Genomic DNA, 16,754 nt, shown 5'->3' with positions numbered 1-16,754 from the left:
GTAGGGTGGACAACGCGAAGCTTGTCCACCAAGACAGCAACGCAGCCCAAGCCGGTGCGCACCGCGCACCCTACGCCGCGAACAACCAGGATCATGCCATGAGCAAACGCCTTTACATCCAGGACGTCGCCACCCGTGACGGCTTCCAGATCGAAGCTTCCTTCGTCCCCACCGACGACAAGATCGCCCTGATCGACCGCCTGTCCCATACCGGCCTGGCGAAGATCGAGGTCACCTCTTTCACCTCGCCCAAGGCCATCCCCAACCTGCGCGATGCCGAAGAAGTGATGCGCGGCATCCAGCGCGTGGCTGGCGTGGAGTACACCGTGCTGGTACCCAACGTGAAGGGCTGCGAGCGCGCGCTGTCCTGCGAAGTGGACGAGATCAATCTGGTGATGTCGGCCAGCGACACCCATGGCCTGGCCAACCTGCGCATGACGCCGGAGCAATCGCTGGCGCAGTTCGCCGAGATCATCGAGGTCACACGTGGCAGCGGCGTATTCATCAACGCCTCGCTATCGACCACCTTCGGTTGCCCGTTCGAGGGCGAGGTGCCCGAGGCCCGCGTATACGAGCTGACCGAGCGCCTGCTGGAGATCGGCGTGCAGGGCGTGACCCTGTGCGACACCACCGGCATGGCCGACCCGGCCCAGGTCGAGCGCATCTGTCGCGAGTCGCTGCAACGCTGGCCCGAGGCGGTATTCACCGCACACTTCCACAACACCCGTGGCATGGGCCTGGCCAACGCCGTGGCGGCACTGAACGCGGGTATCGACCGCTTCGACGCCTCTCTTGGCGGCCTCGGCGGCTGCCCCTACGCGCCGGGTGCCAGCGGCAATATCTGCACCGAGGACCTGGTGCACATGTTCCAGCGCATGGGCCTGGACACCGGCGTGAACCTCGATGTCCTGCTCGACGCCGCCGCCACCCTGCCCGGCCTGATTGGCCACGACGTACCCGGCGCCATCCTCAAGGCCGGCAAGTCGGACCGTCGTTATCCCAAGCCCAAGTGGATGCAGGAGGCCGGGCTCTGAGGCTCGGCCGAGACAAAAAAACGCCCGGTGCAAGCACCGGGCGTTTTCGTTTGCAGCGCAACATCACTGCTGGTTGGAATTCTCCGCCGCCTGGATCAGCTCGGCGCCGATCTCCTGCTCGAATTTCTTCCACACCGGGCGCATGGCTTCACGCCATTCGGCGCGCTGCTGCGGGGTCAGCTCAATGATCTCGGTGGTGCCGGCCTTGGCGATGTCTTGCTTGGCCGTGCGGTTGAGTTCGTCAGCCTGCTTGTTCACCTCGACCGAAACCTCGGCCATGACCTTCTCCAGCTCGCTGCGCACGTCATCCGGCAGGCCCTTCCAGAACTTGGTGTTGGTGATCACCATGTAGTCGATCAGGCCATGATCGGACTCGGTCATGTACTTCTGCACCTCGTGCACCTTCTGGCTGTAGTAGTTCGACCAGGTGTTCTCGGTGCCGTTGACCACGCCGGTCTGCAGACCCTGGTAAACCTCGGCGAAGCTCATCTTGCGCGGGTTGGCACGGACTGCCTTGAACTGCTCCTCCAGCACCGCCGAGGCCTGCACGCGGAACTTCAGGCCACGGGCATCGGCCGGATCACGCAGCGGTTTGTTGGCCGACATCACCTTCAGGCCGTTGTGCCAGTAGGCCAGGCCGGTGATGTTCTTGTCTTCCATTGAGGTCAGCAGCCCACGACCCTCCGGGCTGGCCTGGAAGCGGTCGACCGCCTCCATGTTGTCGAACAGAAATGGCAGGTCGAAGATCTGCACCGGTTTGGCGTACTGCTCGAACTTGGCCAGTGACGGCGCCAGCATCTGCACGTCGCCGAGCAGCAGCGCCTCCATTTCCTTGCCATCGCCGAACAGCGAGGAGTTGGGGTAGACCTCCACCTTCACACGGCCTGGCAGGCGCTCTTCAGCCAGTTGCTTGAACAGCAACGCCCCCTGGCCCTTGGGCGTATTGTCCGCCACCACATGGGCGAACTTGATGAGGATGGGTTCCTCGGCAGCCTGGACCAGGCCGGCACAGGACAGGATGGCGGCGCAGGCGAGCGCCTTGGCGGTGAGTTTGAACATGACGTTACCTCATTGTTTTTGTAGGTCGGTACGTGGGACAAAATGGCCGGTGACGCGCAGCCACCGGCCGGTTTTCAGGGAAGCTTCTCCCCCGCCCGCTGCAGCAGGCGACGAGCGCGAACGAGCACAGGTGCGTCGACCATCTGGCCGTCCACCACGAAGACGCCTTCGCCGCTGCTGGCCGCCGCCATCACGCGTCGTGCCCAGGCCAGCTCTTCCTCGGCCGGATGCAACGCGTGATGGATGACCTCCACCTGTTTGGGATGGATGCAGAGCAAACCGTCGAAGCCCATGTCACGGGCATCGCGCGTCGTGCGAGCAAGGCCGTCACGGTCTTCGATGGCGGGGAACACACTGTCCAGCGGCGCTGCCAGGCCTGCCGTGCGCGAATGCAGCAACAGGGCATAACGAGCCTGATCGAGGATGCGTTCGGCCGCAGCGCTGCCGCTGCTCAGCCCGAGATCCAGCCCCAGGTCGAGTGCGCCAAAGGACAAGCGCTCGACGCCTTCCGCGCGGGCGATTTCCGCCAACGCCAACAAGCCCGCCGCACTCTCGATGATCGGCCACACTGGCTTGCCACAGGCAGCCACGCGCACCACCTGCGTGGCACTTTCCACCTTGGGCAGCAGCACACCGACGACTCCGGCATGACGGCCGCACAGTTCGATATCGGCGCCATGGCCGGCATGCTCTGGCGCGTTGATGCGCACCAGCAAGCGAGCCTCTGGATTGGCGGTGAGAAAGCCATCGAGATGGGCGCGGGCCTCGACCTTGAGGCTCTCCTGCACGGCGTCTTCCAGGTCGACGATCACCGCGTCGGCACCGACGGCGAGCGCCTTGGGGATGCGCTCCGGTCTACTGGCTGGCACGAACAGCGCGGTACGAATGATGGATCGGTTCATCACACGGCCCCCTGCTGATGCAGACGCTGGATATCGCCAGCGGCATAACCCAGCTCGGCGAGCAGCGTATCGGTGTGCTGGCCCAACGCTGGAATGGCGTCCATGCGCGGTTCGAAGGCGTTGTTGCGCCCTGGCGGCAGCAGTGCCGGCAGCCTGCCGCTGGGGCTGTCGACCTGGCGCCAACGCTGGCGCGCTTCGAGCTGCGGGTGAGCCCAGACGCCGGCCATGTCATTGACCTGGGCATTGGCGATCTGCGCCAGCTCCAGGCGCTCGATCACTTGCGCGGTGCTCATGCGCGAGAAGGCTTCGACGATCAGCGCACGCAGCTCGCTGCGGTTTTCGGAACGTTTGAAGTTGGCGGCAAAGCGCTCGTCACTGGCCAGTTCAGGCTGCTCCAGCACCTTGGCGCAGAACGCCTGCCACTCACGCTCGTTCTGCAGGCCGAGCATCACCGTGCCGCCGTCGCCAGCCGGGAACGGGCCGTATGGGTAGATGGTCGAGTGCGCAGCGCCAGCGCGCGGCGGCGGCGTGGCGCCGTCGTAGGCGTAGTACAGCGGGTAACCCATCCACTCCACCAGGCTTTCCAGCATCGACACGTCGACGCGGCTGCCGACACCGGTCTTGCCGCGCAGCATCAGCGCTGACAGCACGCCGGTGTAGGCGTACATGCCGGCAGCGATATCGGCGATGGAGCAGCCGGCCTTGGCCATCTCCTCCTCGCCAGCGCCGCCAGTGACAGAGAGAAAGCCGCCCTCGCTCTGGATCAGCAGGTCGTAGGCCTTCTTCTGCTCGTAGGGGCCGCCTTCGCCGTAGCCGGAGATGTCGCAGACGATCAGTTGCGGGAAGCGTTCGTGCAGCGCTTCGAACGACAAGCCCATGCGCGCGGCGGCGCCCGGTGCGAGGTTCTGGACCAGCACGTCGGCCTTGGCCAGCAGGCTGCCGAGCACCTGCATCGCATCGTCCTGCTTGAGGTCGAGGGTCAGGCTTTCCTTGGAACGGTTGGTCCAGACGAAATGCGAGGCCAAACCGTCGACGCGCTCGTCATAGCCACGGGCGAAATCGCCACTGCCGGGACGTTCGACCTTGATCACCCGCGCGCCGAGGTCAGCGAGCTGGCGGGTGCAGAACGGCGCAGCGATGGCGTGCTCCAGGCTGACCACGGTGATGCCATCCAGTGGCCGGGGTTGTTGTGCGTTGTTCATGTCCATGTCCTCGGTCAGGCCAGCTGGCTCAGGTCGTCGGTTTCGCGCAGGCGCCAGACCCGCTCGATCAGCACGCCCGCCTCATCGCTGCTGCGCTTGCCGGCGAAGGCCAGCAGGCGGCGGAACTTGTCTTCCAGCTCGACGCGGCTGAGGGTGTTACCGGGGTCGCCCTTGGGCTCGTCGATGGCACCACGCAGGGTGCGGCCATCGGTGGTGATCACCTCGACGCGGCCCAGCCAGCGTTGCGGATAGGCCACATCGACTTCAGGGTCCAGGCGCATCTGCACCTTGTCGCGGAAGGCGGCCACGGCCGGGTCTTGCAGGGCCAGGTTGGCGAACTCGGTCAGCTGCGCACTGCCATGCACGGCGATCAGGCCAAGCACGGTGCCCATGGAAAACTTGGCCTGGTGCACGGTCTGCGGCACCTTCACCCGCCCGAGCACATCGATGGCGCCCTGGTGCACACGGGCGATGACGCGCTCGATCTGCTCGTGGCGCAGACCTTCGCGCTGCATCAGGCCAAGCAGTGCGTCAGCCGCCGGATGGGTGTGCCGGCAAGAGGCGTGGAACTTGAACGAGGTTTCCACCAGCGCCCAGCGCCGACCGAGACGGTCCGAGAGCTTGCCTGGATTGGCGTCACTGGACATGCCCGCAGCCATGCCCTGCTCGCCTTCGAGAATGTTCTGCGCGCCGGTCAGGCCCTGCTCGGTGAAGTAGGCGGCCAGCAGGCCATCAGCCGCGGCCTTGGCGGTATGCAGTTGCTTGGAGTCGGCGGCGTCGCGCAGGAATTCCCACAAGCCAGCAGCCTGGGTGCCGGCATTGCCGAGCAAATGGACGAACTGCTGCTGATCGAAGTCCAGCAGCTTGCCCACCGCCACCGCCGCAGCCAGGGTGCCGACGGTGGCCGTGGTGTGAAAGATGCGGTAGTGCGAGCGGCCAAGGAATTCGCCGATGCGAATACCCGCTTCGTAGCCGGCGATCGAGGCCAGCAGCAGGTCGCGGCCGGACTTGCCGAGGTCCTGCGCCGCCGCCAGGGCCGCCGGGAAGACCACGGTGGCCGGGTGCAGCACCGAGCTGTTGTGCAGATCATCCTGCTCCACCAGGTGCGACGATGCGCCGTTGACCAGCGCGGCAAAGTACGCCGAGGTGCCACGACCATTGACCAGGATGCGCGCCGGGCCATCGGCCGGGCCCATCTTCTGCGCATAGGCCTCGAACAGCGGAATCGGCCGTGCGCCTTCGCTGGCCAGGGCCGAGCCGAGCCAGTCGAGGAACAGGTCTTCGGTGCGATCCAGTACGTGCTCGGGAATCTGCTCGTAATTGAGATTGGCGAGGAATGCAGCGAGCTGCTGAGTATGTGTGCTCATCGCAGAGACCTCAGAAAGAGCGCGGCAGCTCGAGCAGATGCTCGGCCACGTACGACAGGATCAGGTTGGTGGAGATCGGCGCCACCTGGTACAAGCGGGTTTCGCGGAACTTGCGCTCGACGTCGTATTCATTGGCGAAGCCGAAGCCGCCGTGGGTCTGCAGGCAGGCGTTGGCGGCCTCCCAGCTGGCTTTGGCCGCCAGGTACTTGGCCATGTTCGCTGCCGCTCCGGCGTTGCGTCCGGCGTCGTATTCTTCGCAGGCGCGCCAGCGCATCAGGTCGGCAGCCTCGATCTCGATATGCGCCTCGGCGATAGGGAACTGCACGCCCTGGTTCTGGCCGATGGGGCGGCCGAACACCACACGATCACGGGCGTATTGCGCAGACTTCTCGATGAACCAGCGACCGTCACCGATGCATTCGGCAGCGATCAGCGTGCGCTCGGCATTGAGGCCATCGAGGATGTAGCGGAAGCCCTTGCCCTCTTCGCCGATCAAGCTGCTGGCGGGGATTTCCAGGTTGTCGAAGAACAGCTCGTTGGTCTCGTGGTTGACCATGTTGGCGATCGGCTGCACGGTCAGGCCATTGCCGATGGCCTCGCGCAGATCGACCAGAAAGATCGACATGCCTTCGGACTTGCGCTGCACCTCGGTCAGCGGCGTGGTACGCGCCAGCAGGATCATCAGATCGGAATGCTGCACGCGGGAGATCCACACCTTCTGCCCGTTGATGACGTACTTGTCGCCCTTCTTGACTGCAGTGGTCTTGATCTTGGTGGTGTCGGTGCCGGTGGTGGGCTCGGTGACGCCCATCGACTGCAGACGCAGCTCGCCGCTGGCGAGCTTGGGCAGGTAGTAGCGCTTCTGCTCCTCGCTGCCGTTACGCAGCAGGGTGAACATGTTGTACATCTGCCCGTGGATGGTGCCGGAGTTGCCACCGCAGTGGTTGACCTCCTCGAGGATCACCGAGGCTTCGGCCAGCCCCAGGCCCGAGCCGCCGTATTCCTCGGGGATCATCGCCGACAGCCAGCCGGCTTCGGTCATGGCCGTGACGAAGGCCTCGGGGAAGCCCTTCTCTTCATCGATCTTGCGCCAGTATTCGGCCGGGAATTCCGCACAGAGCGCGCGCACGCCTTCACGGATGGCGTTGAGTTCTTCGTTGTTATAAGCGTTCATCGGTGTCCCTCGGAAATCGCGTCGTGGCACCCGCCGGGCTCCCACGAATCAGTGTTTGCAATCAGAAATCAGTCGAACTGCACGTCGGCGCGCTGCGCCAGGCCGGCCTCGTTGCCCGCCCAAAGCTCGGCCTGGCCCTCGCCGCTGATGCGCCCGCCCACCTCGAACGGCTGCGGCGCGATCAGCGGGCGCAGGCCGCGGTAGGCGAAGCGGCGCAGACGCGCCTGCGGGTTGGCGCGGCAGAAGGCGCGCAGGTTCAGGGTGGCGGTCAGCGGGCCGTGCACCACCAGACCGCTATAGCCTTCGGTTTCGGTGACGTAGGGCCAGTCGTAATGGATGCGGTGGCCGTTGAAGGTCACGGCGCTGTAGCGAAACAGCAGGGTGCTGGACGGCGTGACCGCCTCGCGCCAGTCGCCGGCAACCAGCTGTTCGCCACTGCTGGCCTTGGGCGGGCTGGGCTCGCGGTAGACGATGTCCTGCTCCTCGCGGATGGCCAGCTGGCCGTCCTGCAGGTAATCGTGCTGCACCGTGACGAACAGCAGCGCGCCGGTACGGCCGTGCTTTTCCTCGATGTGTTTGATGGTCGACACCCGGCTGGCTTCGCCACCCACGCGCAGTGGCTGGATGAACTCGACACGACCGCCAGCCCACATGCGGTTACGGTTGTCAGCCGGCGGCAGGAAGCCGCCGCGCGCCGGATGGCCGTCCTCGCCCAGACCGTTCTCGGCGACCGGCTCCTGAAAAAATGCCCAGTGCCACAGAGGCGGCAGCGCCTCGCCATGGGCCGGCGTGGCTTCGCCGAAGGTGGCGGCGATGCGCTTGACCAGATTGCGGCTGAGTTGGTCGTGGACTTCTTCGCTACGACCGATCCAGGCGGAAAAAGCAGAATCACTCATGAGGCAGGTTCCAGCTCGGTTCTTGTGTGAGCTGGAGCATGAGACGCGGCATGCGTTCAGAGAATCCGCATTTATTTAAACCGGCGTTCGGATATGCTTAACACCATATTTCTATATGGGAGGGGCTTTAGCCGCGATGTTTTCCGGGGAAGCCAGGGCGTCGCGGCTAAAGCGGATCGCCGCCCGGCCCCTCCCACAGAAGCAGAGGAACCCATGCATTTCGATCTGCCCGACCTGCGCCTGTTCATCCACATTGCCGAGTCGCCAAGCCTGACCCAGGGCGCGCGCAAGGCGTTTCTCTCGCCGGCCGCCGCCAGTGCGCGGATCAAGGCGCTGGAGGGCCAGCTCGGCAGCCGTCTGCTTTACCGCGACAGCCGTGGCGTCGAGCTGACCCCGGCCGGCCAGCGCCTGTTGCAGCATGCGCGGCTGATCATGCGCCAGGTGGACTACCTGAAAAGCGAATTCACCGAATACGGCACCGATGCCGCCGGGCATATCCGCATCTTCGCCAACACCACGGCAGTGACTGAATTTCTCCCTGAGGTGCTGGCCGGTTTCCTCGCCGAACGCCCCGGCGTCACCGTCGACCTGCAGGAGCGCCTGAGCCGCGATATCGTCCGTGGCGTGCTCGATGGCGCAGCGGATCTCGGCATCATCGCAGGCCCGGTGCAGGCGCCGGGACTGCAGGTGCTGCACTTCAGCACCGACCGCCTGGTGCTGGCCGTACCGCTGGGCCACGCCCTGGCGCAGCGGCAGTCAGTAAGTTTCGCCGACACCCTCACCTACCAGCACATCGGTCTGCACGAAGGCAGCACCCTGCTGAGTTTTTTGCGTGAGCAAGTGGAAGAACTCGGTGGCAACCTGGCCCTGCGTATCCAGGTCTCGAGCTTCGAGGCGATCTGCCGGATGATCGAAGGCGGCGTAGGTATCGGCATCATCCCCGAGTCGGCCGCACGCCGGCACAGCCGCACCATGCAGCTGGCCATCCTGCAGCTGGACGAAGCCTGGGCGGTGCGCGAGCGCAGCATGCTGGTACGAGAGCTCGATGCGTTGCCGGGCAGCGTACGCGCGCTGATCGACCGGCTGAATCAGGGCGTCTAGCGCCGGCGAAATTCCGGGCAAAAAAAGGGCGACCAAATTGGTCGCCCGCCCATTCAAGGCATTCCTCGAAAGGAATGCGGAAACGCTTGCACCCAAATCACGCAGGATGATCGGGACGGCCTCAGTGTCGCCGCCGGTGCCTGCCCTGCCTATTGCACCAAGGTCGTAGGGCACGTGGCCAATGGCGGGCCATACTCCGGCAACATTTCGCCGGCCATGGAGACGCCATGAACACCGAGCACCTCGCCCTGTTGCAGCAGGCGCCAGCCAGCACTCACGACGATGACACCTGGGCCAGGCTGTGCTGCGAACAAGCCCTGCTGGCACTCGAAGAAGGCTGTTATGCGGTCGGCGCACTGCTGGTGGATGGCGCAGGTGAATTGCTGTGCAGCGCTCGCAACCAGGTGTTCACCTCGACCTACAGCAGCGCCGCCCACGCCGAGATGCGGGTGCTCGACCAGCTCGAAAGCGAACATGCGCAAGTCGACCGCCGAGGTCTGACCCTCTACGTCAGCCTCGAACCCTGCCTGATGTGCTACGGCCGTATCCTGCTGGCTGGCATCACCCGCGTGCGCTATCTGGCACGCGACCGTGACGGCGGCTTCGCCCTGCGTCACGGCCGCCTGCCTCCGGTATGGGCCAATCTCGCTTCCGGTTTGTGCGTGGTGCAGGCCAAGGTCGATCCCTACTGGCTCGACCTGGCCGAGCAACTGATTGATCGCCTGCAAGACCGACGAGCCATGCGCGAGCGCGTGCTCGCGGCCTGGCGCGGCGGTCGTTGAAAACCGTAGGGGGCTCCGTGCGCACCAAAAATCTCAGGCATCAGCCAGGGCTAGCGGAGCATTGGTGCGCGCGGCGCACCCTGCGTCTACTCCTTGCCCAACCCGTGCTGCCGTAGCTTGTTGGCGATGGTGGTATGGGAAACACCGAGGCGCTTGCCCAACTGGCGGCTGCTTGGATGGTCGCGGAATAGCCGCTCCAGCACCGCCTTCTCGAAGCGGCCGAGAATATCGTCGAGGCCGCCTTCCACCGAAAACTCTCCCAATGGCTGCGGCGCACCGTAATCCGGCAGGCGGATATGCTCGGCCTTCACCGTGCCGCCATCGCACAACGAAACCGCCTGGAACAGCACGTTCTCCAACTGCCGCACGTTGCCCGGCCAGTGGTAACGGGCCATGCGCTCGAAGGCCTGCGGCGCCAGCTTTGGCAGTGCGCAGCCGATCTGCCGGCTGGCGGAATCGAGAAAGTGCTCGACCAAAGGCGCCAGGCCGTCGAGGCATTCACGCAGCGGTGGGATGTGCAGGCTGAGCACATTGAGGCGGTGATACAGATCCTGACGAAACTCGCCATGGGCGCAGAGCTCGGACAGGTCGACCTGGGTGGCGCAGATCACCCGCACGTCCAGATATACCTCCTCGTCGCTGCCGACACGGCGGAAGCAACCATCCTGCAGAAAGCGCAGCAGCTTGGCCTGCAGACGCGGGCTCATCTCGCCGACGCCGTCGAGAAACAACGTGCCGCCAGCAGTCAGTTCCAGCAGGCCGAGTTTGCCTTCCGGGCGCGCGCCCTCGAAGGCGCCAGGGCCGTAGCCGAACAGCTCGGTCTCGGCCATGGATTCGGGCAAGCCGGCGCAGTTGAGCGCCATGAACGGCGACTGCCCACGCGGGCTGGCCAGGTGACAGGCGCGCGCCAGCAGCTCCTTGCCGGTGCCGGTTTCGCCCTCGATCAGCAGCGGTGCATCCAATGGCGCCATGCGCCGCGCTTCCTTGACCACCGCCGCCATCACTTTGGAGCTCTGAAAGATCGAGTCGAAGCCACGCAGCTCCTGTTTGCGCACATGGTAGATACGCTCACCGACGCGGTCGGCGCGATGCAGGGTCAGCACCGCGCCAGCCAGCGCCTCGCTGTCATCGTGTTCGTTCTGCAGCGGGGCGATATCGGCGAGGAACACATCGCCCTTGATCTTCACCCGCAGCCCATTGATCCGCGTCTTGTTGGCGCGCACCAGTTCGGGCAGGTCGAAGTCTTCGGCGTAGCGCGACAGCGCCATGCCCGGCACCTCGTCCACGCGCACGCCGAGCAACTGCGCGGCGCTGCGGTTGGCGGCGACGATACTGCCGCCCATGTCGATGGACAGCACAGGGAAGTCCAGTGCACCAAGCAACGCATTGAGCTCCAGGTGACGCCGTTCGCTGGGCATCAGCCCGACGCGCTTGACGCCGAATACGCCGGCAATGGCCTCGAACTTCGGCCTCAACGACTGAAACTGCAGATTGATCAGATTCGGACAGTGCAGGTAGATGGCGTTGCCCTGCTCGCCCCCGACTTCGCCACGGGCGACGTTGATGCCGTAGTCGACCAGCAGGTTGAGGATGTCACGCAGGATGCCGACACGGTTCTGGCAGTGGACCTTGATACGCATGGCTCAGGCTCTTGTTGTTGTGGCCGCCGGGGCGTAGAAATCGACGATGGCAGCATAATTTCCGTCAAGAATATGTGACACCAAAACCAACCAGCAAGCTGGATATTCGCCATTCCGGCAAAATCGTAATCAAAATTTTACAGTTTCTGGACCCTGCACAAGGCACCGCCTCTCACTCGCCTGCTTTCAACCCGAGCAATCAGCGGCATGCTCGGGTCAAGACAAGAACAACAGCCCCCAGAAGGAGGCAGCGATGAAGAGTACGCAGTACCTGGCCCGGGAACCGGACGAGAGTGGCTTTATCCATTACCCGGAAAGCGAGCATCAGGTGTGGAATACCCTGATCACCCGCCAGCTGGAGGTGATCCAAAATCGCGCCTGCCAGGAATACCTGGACGGTATCGAGCAACTCGACCTGCCCATGGAGCGCATTCCGCAGCTCGGTGAGATCAACCGGGTACTCGAAGCCAGCACCGGCTGGCGCGTGGCTCGGGTGCCGGCGCTGATCCCGTTCCAGACCTTCTTCGAGCTGCTGGCCAGCAAGCAGTTTCCCGTCGCCACCTTTATCCGCACGCCCGAGGAGCTGGACTACCTGAAGGAACCGGACATCTTCCACGAGATATTCGGCCACTGCCCGATGCTGACCAATCCCTGGTTCGCTGAATTCACCCACACCTACGGCAAGCTCGGCCTTCAGGCCACGAAAGAGCAGCGCGTCTATCTGGCGCGGCTGTACTGGCTGACCATCGAATTCGGCCTGCTCGACACCCCACAGGGCCGGCGCATCTATGGCGGCGGCATCCTCTCCTCGCCGAAGGAAACCCTCTACGCCCTGTCCGACGTGCCCGAGCACCAGGCGTTCGATGCGCTGGAAGCGATGCGCACGCCGTATCGCATCGATATCCTGCAGCCGGTGTACTTCGTCCTACCCGAGCTCAAGCGCCTGTTCGAGCTGGCTCAGGAAGACATCATGGCGCTGGTGCATCAGGCCATGGCGCTCGGCCTGCACGCGCCGAAATTTCCGCCGAAAGCCGCGTAGCCTTTTTAGCTCCCTCGCCCATTCATTGGCCAGGGAGCTGTTCGATAGCTCTTACCTTCTATGCTCTGACCTCTAATCCTCAAGGAGCCTGAAATGACCAGCCTTGCCCAAGCCCAATGCGAAGCCTGCCGCGCCGATGCGCCGAAAGTGTCCGATGAAGAACTGGCCGAGCTGATCCGCGAGATCCCCGACTGGAACATCGAGGTGCGTGGCGACCATATGGAGCTGGAGCGCGTATACCTTTTCAAGAACTTCCGCCATGCCCTGGCCTTCACCAATGCCGTGGGCGCCATCGCCGAGGAAGTCGGCCACCATCCGGCACTGCTCACCGAATGGGGCAAGGTCACCGTCACCTGGTGGAGCCACGAAATGCGCGGCCTACACCGCAACGATTTCATCATGGCCGCACGCACCGATGTACTGGCTGCCAGCGCCGAGGGCCGCAAGTGAGCCATTTCGCCCAGGTCGCCCGCGTGCCGGGCGATCCCATCCTCAGCCTGATGGAGGCCTATCGCCTCGACAGCAACCCGGCGCGCCTGGACCTTGGCGTTGGCGTGTACAAGGACGCTCAGGGCCTGACGCAGATCCCGCGTGCGGTGAAACTGGCCGAGCAGCGCCTGATCGACCTTGAACAGACCAAGACCTACATCGGCGGCCATGGCGACGCGGCGTTCGGCACGCTGCTCAGCCAGCTGGTGCTGGGTGCGGACTCGGCACTGCTCGCCGGGCAGCGCGCCGGTGCAACGCAAACACCAGGTGGCACCGGCGCCCTGCGTCTGGCGGGTGATTTCATTCGTCACTGCCTGCCGGGGCGCGGTATCTGGCTGAGCGATCCGACCTGGCCGATCCATGAAACCCTGTTCGCCGAAGCCGGGCTCAAGGTCGGCCACTATCCCTACGTCGGCGCTGACAACCGCCTCGACGTGGAAGCCATGATCGCCGCCCTCGCTCACCTGCCCAAGGGCGATGTGGTGCTGCTGCATGCCTGCTGCCACAACCCCACCGGTTTCGACCTTACCCCGCGCGACTGGAAACGCGTGCTGGAGGTGGTCAAGGCACGTGAACTGCTGCCGCTGATCGACTTCGCCTATCAGGGCTTTGGCGACGGTTTGGAGCAGGACGCCTGGGCCGTGCGCCTGTTCGCCGCCGAGTTGCCGGAGCTGTTGATCACCAGCTCCTGCTCGAAGAACTTCGGCCTCTATCGCGAACGCACCGGTGCCCTGATCGTCTGCGCCAGCGACGCCGAGAAGCTCGTCGACATTCGCAGCCAGCTGGCCTCCATCGCCCGCAACCTGTGGTCGACGCCGCCCGCCCATGGCGCGGCGGTAGTGGCGCAGATACTCGGTGACGACGAGCTGAAAGGCCTCTGGCTGGATGAACTGGAAGGCATGCGCCTGCGTGTGGCCAGCCTGCGCCGTGGCCTGGTCGAAGCAATGGCGCCGCATGGATTGAGCGAGCGCTTCGCGCATATTGCCGAGCAGCGCGGCATGTTCTCCTACACCGGCTTGTCGCCGCTGCAGGTGCAACGTCTGCGCGAAGAGTTCAGCGTGTACATGGTCGGCAGTGGCCGCGCCAACGTCGCGGGGCTGGATGCCAGCCGGCTGGATCAACTGGCCAGCGCCATCGCTCGGGTCTGCGTGAACTGAGTCAGCAGGCGGCTGGTCTTAGAGACCGCCGCCTGCCAGCTTCACAGCTATAGTGCGGTCATCGCCATTCACGACGGATTCGCCAATGGCCGTACCCAGCAACATCCTTTTTCGCGCCTACCAGCGCATCATCCACAGCCTGGCGTTCTACCCGACGCTGATCGCCATCGGCTTCTTCCTGCTGTGCCTGCTGACCATGGCTGCCGAGTACCAGCCGTGGATGATGGCGTTCAAGGATCACGTTGATCTCGGCCTGGTAAGCAATGCAGACAATGCCAGGCTGATCCTCGGCACGCTGGTCACGGGCATTCTGTCATTGATGGTGTTCAGTTTCTCGATGGTCATGGTGGTGCTCAACAACGCAGCCGCATCGCTGTCACCACGGGTGATTCCCGGCCTGGTCAGCAACAAGGGGCACCAGAAAACCCTGGGGTTCTACCTCGGCACCATCCTCTACGCGCTGCTGCTGATCACCACCATCGAGCAGGGCAACAATGAGCGGATACCCAGCCTCGGCGTGCTCATAACCCTGGCCCTGGGCATCGTCTGCCTGGGCCTGTTCGTACACTTCATCCGCTCGATCTCGCAGTCGATTCAGGTCGAGCACATCCTCGGTAACCTCTACAGCACCAGCCTGGAAAAGCTCGATGCCTGCGGCGGCAGTCCAGCTTCGCGCGACGCCGCGCCCCAATGGCCGGATGACAGTGAGTGGATCACCGTTCACGCGCAGCGCAACGGCTACTTCAAGGAGCTCAACGTCAAGGAGGTCAACACGCTGCTGCAGCGCCATCAGGTACGGATGACAGTCCTTGCCCACCGCGGTTTCTTCGTCAGCGAGGGCCATCCGCTGTTTCGCCTGGAACGTCCGCTAGATGGAGCCGTGTGCCAGCAACTGCTCGATTGCTTCGACTTCTTCATCGAGGAGTACGCCAGCAGCCATTACTTCTTCGGTTGCCGGCAGATGTCGGAGATCGCCGTGAAGGCGCTGAGCCCCGGCATCAACGATCCGGGCACGGCAATCAAGACCGTGGACCTGCTCAGCGTACTGTTGAGCAGACGCCTGGCGCTGTCCGAACGAGATTTCGCCAGCCTGCCCGACGAGCCACCGCGGCTGTGCTACCAGGAGCTGTCGCTGGACCAGCTACTGCTGCAACTTCTGGGTCCGATACGCACCTATGGCGCCGCCGATGTCTGTGTGCTGGTCAGCCTGCTGCAGGCCTTCAAGAACCTGCTGCATCGCCCTGCCAGCTGCCAGCAACGCGCCGACCTTCTGCGCCATGCACGCAGCGTACGCGACACTGCCGAGCGCCATTTGCGCGAGCGGCGTGATCGCGAGGAAATCAACGACTTCATCACTCGCATCAATCGCGCATTGCAGGACTCGGATCAGCCGCTGGCGCCCCTGCAAATCGCGAACGAGGCACCATGATGGTGCCAAGTTTGCCGCCAAAAAATTGCATGACCGTTCATCAGTAAAAATAATCTTTAAAAATCAAATAGATAAAAACGAAACACAAAAAACATGGCGTACTTCATGCTTGCTATCAGAGGCACAGTTCCCTAGGGTAGTTTGCATGTGGTCCCTGATTGCCCCCATCAGTTCATTGCTGAGCGGGGTCGCGTTACTCCTGCTTGGCAATGGTCTGCTCAACACCCTCCTGACCCTGCGTGGCGTCGCCGAAGGCTACTCCACCACGATGCTCGGACTGATCATGTCCGGGTATTTCGTCGGGTTCCTCCTCGGTACCTGGCTGGCGACTCCGCTGGTCAAACGTATCGGGCACATTCGCGCGTTCGCCTGTTGTGCCGCCCTGGCCGCCATCGCCGCCCTGCTCCATCTGCTGCTGATAAATCCCTGGGTCTGGCTGGGCCTACGGGTGCTCTACGGCCTGGGGCTGGTGACGCTGTACATGGTCATCGAGAGCTGGCTCAACGCCCAGGCGCCCAACGAGAAGCGCGGCCAGGTGTTCGCTGTGTACATGGCGGTCAACCTTGGCGCCCTGGCGCTGGCCCAGCAGTTGCTGCACCTGGCCGACCCGGTGCAGTTCACCCTGTTCGCCATCGCAGCCATCCTCATCAGCGCTGCGCTGATGCCCATTACCCTGACTCGTCAGGCACAGCCGAGCCTGCCGGAAACGCCGCCGACCAACCTGCGCGAACTTTGGAATATCGCGCCACTGGCGATAGTCGCCGCCGGGCTTTCCGGCCTGGCCATGGGCGGTTTCTGGGGCATGGCGCCGGTCTACGCCAGCCTGGCCGGCTTCGATACCTCCGGCGTAGGCCTGCTGATGACCGCGACCATTCTCGGCGGCGCCCTGCTGCAATGGCCCATCGGTATCTACTCGGATCGTCACGACCGGCGCCAGGTACTGCTCTGGGTGGTGATATTGGCAGTCGCCCTGGCGCTGATCATGAGCCTGCTGCCGGCCGGTCCGCTGCTGCTCGGCGCCATCTTCATCTGGGGTGGGCTGGCCTTCGCCATCTACCCCATTGCCGTGGCGCAACTGATCGACCAGTTGCACAGCGACGAGATTCTTTCCGGCTCCGCCAGCTTGCTGATGGTCAATGGCATCGGCTCGGTGTGCGGCCCGTTGCTGGCTGGCGTGCTGATGGAGCAACTGGGCGCCAGCGCACTGCCACTGTACTTCGCCTGCACCCTCGGCCTGCTGGCCGCCTATACCTTTTACCGGCTGCGCCATGTCAGCGATCTGGTCAGCGGCGACGCCGCGCACTTCACGCCCATGCTGCGTACCAGCCCTACGGTGCTAGAGCTGATGCCCGATGCACCACCGCAAGATCACGAAGCTACGGAGGAACCTTCCCCCCACGCCTCCTGAACACCTGGCAGGCTGTTGAAAAACGACCTGCTGAAGGACGGCTGTTTCGGCAAGGCCCCGAGCCTACCCCAAGCA

The 16,754-nt window shown here is 64.1% G+C and carries 15 protein-coding genes; 8 read left to right on the top strand and 7 right to left on the bottom strand.

The window, feature by feature from the left end; genetic code table 11:
- The first annotated feature begins 98 nt into the window (after positions 1-98).
- Positions 99-1,034, top strand: a complete 936-nt coding sequence (locus RTH74_RS19600) for a hydroxymethylglutaryl-CoA lyase (RefSeq protein WP_316915756.1) — start codon at positions 99-101, stop codon at positions 1,032-1,034.
- Positions 1,035-1,097: 63 nt separating this feature from the next.
- Here RTH74_RS19600 and RTH74_RS19595 read toward each other — a convergent pair whose 3' ends face one another.
- The 6 genes from RTH74_RS19595 to RTH74_RS19570 all read right to left on the bottom strand — a co-directional run bounded on the left by RTH74_RS19595 (position 1,098) and on the right by RTH74_RS19570 (position 7,634).
- Complete coding sequence (locus RTH74_RS19595; RefSeq protein WP_316915755.1) at positions 1,098-2,093, bottom strand: TRAP transporter substrate-binding protein; 996 nt, start codon at positions 2,091-2,093, stop codon at positions 1,098-1,100.
- A 74-nt stretch (positions 2,094-2,167) separates the two neighbouring features.
- A complete protein-coding gene (locus RTH74_RS19590) occupies positions 2,168-2,995 on the bottom strand; it encodes a CoA ester lyase (RefSeq protein WP_316915754.1) in 828 nt (275 codons plus the stop codon).
- Positions 2,995-4,197 (bottom strand): CaiB/BaiF CoA-transferase family protein, encoded by a 1,203-nt coding sequence (locus tag RTH74_RS19585; RefSeq protein WP_316915753.1) that lies wholly within the window; start codon positions 4,195-4,197, stop codon positions 2,995-2,997. Before RTH74_RS19585 ends, RTH74_RS19590 begins: the two co-directional genes overlap by 1 nt.
- Positions 4,198-4,211: 14 nt before the next feature.
- A complete protein-coding gene (locus tag RTH74_RS19580) occupies positions 4,212-5,564 on the bottom strand; it encodes an MmgE/PrpD family protein (RefSeq protein ID WP_316915752.1) in 1,353 nt (450 codons plus the stop codon).
- A 10-nt stretch (positions 5,565-5,574) separates the two neighbouring features.
- Complete coding sequence (locus RTH74_RS19575; protein ID WP_316915751.1) at positions 5,575-6,738, bottom strand: acyl-CoA dehydrogenase family protein; 1,164 nt, start codon at positions 6,736-6,738, stop codon at positions 5,575-5,577.
- A 68-nt stretch (positions 6,739-6,806) separates the two neighbouring features.
- Complete coding sequence (locus tag RTH74_RS19570; protein ID WP_316915750.1) at positions 6,807-7,634, bottom strand: FAS1-like dehydratase domain-containing protein; 828 nt, start codon at positions 7,632-7,634, stop codon at positions 6,807-6,809.
- A gap of 213 nt (positions 7,635-7,847) precedes the next feature.
- On the opposite strand from RTH74_RS19570, the gene RTH74_RS19565 reads away from it, so the two are divergent.
- Positions 7,848-8,735: a LysR substrate-binding domain-containing protein gene (locus RTH74_RS19565; RefSeq protein ID WP_316915749.1), complete on the top strand. Its 888-nt coding sequence runs from the start codon at positions 7,848-7,850 to the stop codon at positions 8,733-8,735.
- A 227-nt stretch (positions 8,736-8,962) separates the two neighbouring features.
- Positions 8,963-9,517, top strand: coding sequence for a nucleoside deaminase (locus tag RTH74_RS19560; RefSeq protein WP_316915748.1), 555 nt, complete (start codon positions 8,963-8,965; stop codon positions 9,515-9,517).
- A gap of 86 nt (positions 9,518-9,603) precedes the next feature.
- Here the strand turns inward: RTH74_RS19560 and RTH74_RS19555 are convergent, their stop codons facing one another.
- On the bottom strand, positions 9,604-11,157 hold the full coding sequence (locus tag RTH74_RS19555) for a sigma-54-dependent transcriptional regulator (RefSeq protein WP_316915747.1): 1,554 nt from the start codon (positions 11,155-11,157) through the stop codon (positions 9,604-9,606).
- 253 nt (positions 11,158-11,410) lie between these two features.
- Here RTH74_RS19555 and phhA point away from each other — a divergent pair, with 253 nt between their 5' ends.
- The 5 genes from phhA (at position 11,411) to RTH74_RS19530 (ending at position 16,679) form a co-directional block, all read left to right on the top strand.
- Complete coding sequence (gene phhA / locus RTH74_RS19550) at positions 11,411-12,196, top strand: phenylalanine 4-monooxygenase (RefSeq protein ID WP_316915746.1); 786 nt, start codon at positions 11,411-11,413, stop codon at positions 12,194-12,196.
- Between the two features lie 93 nt (positions 12,197-12,289).
- Positions 12,290-12,646, top strand: coding sequence for a 4a-hydroxytetrahydrobiopterin dehydratase (locus tag RTH74_RS19545; protein ID WP_017362122.1), 357 nt, complete (start codon positions 12,290-12,292; stop codon positions 12,644-12,646).
- The gene (locus RTH74_RS19540; RefSeq protein WP_316915745.1) at positions 12,643-13,842 is read left to right on the top strand and encodes an amino acid aminotransferase; all 1,200 of its coding nucleotides are present in this window, start codon (positions 12,643-12,645) and stop codon (positions 13,840-13,842) included. Before RTH74_RS19545 ends, RTH74_RS19540 begins: the two co-directional genes overlap by 4 nt.
- 85 nt (positions 13,843-13,927) lie before the next feature.
- The gene (locus RTH74_RS19535) at positions 13,928-15,271 is read left to right on the top strand and encodes a DUF2254 domain-containing protein (RefSeq protein WP_316915744.1); all 1,344 of its coding nucleotides are present in this window, start codon (positions 13,928-13,930) and stop codon (positions 15,269-15,271) included.
- Between the two features lie 145 nt (positions 15,272-15,416).
- Positions 15,417-16,679, top strand: coding sequence for an MFS transporter (locus RTH74_RS19530; RefSeq protein WP_316915743.1), 1,263 nt, complete (start codon positions 15,417-15,419; stop codon positions 16,677-16,679).
- The last annotated feature ends 75 nt before the right edge of the window (positions 16,680-16,754 follow it).

This window comes from Pseudomonas sp. zfem001, from assembly GCF_032621725.1.
Taxonomy (GTDB): domain Bacteria; phylum Pseudomonadota; class Gammaproteobacteria; order Pseudomonadales; family Pseudomonadaceae; genus Aquipseudomonas; species Aquipseudomonas sediminis.
This window is presented reverse-complemented; position numbering and strand designations above follow the sequence as displayed.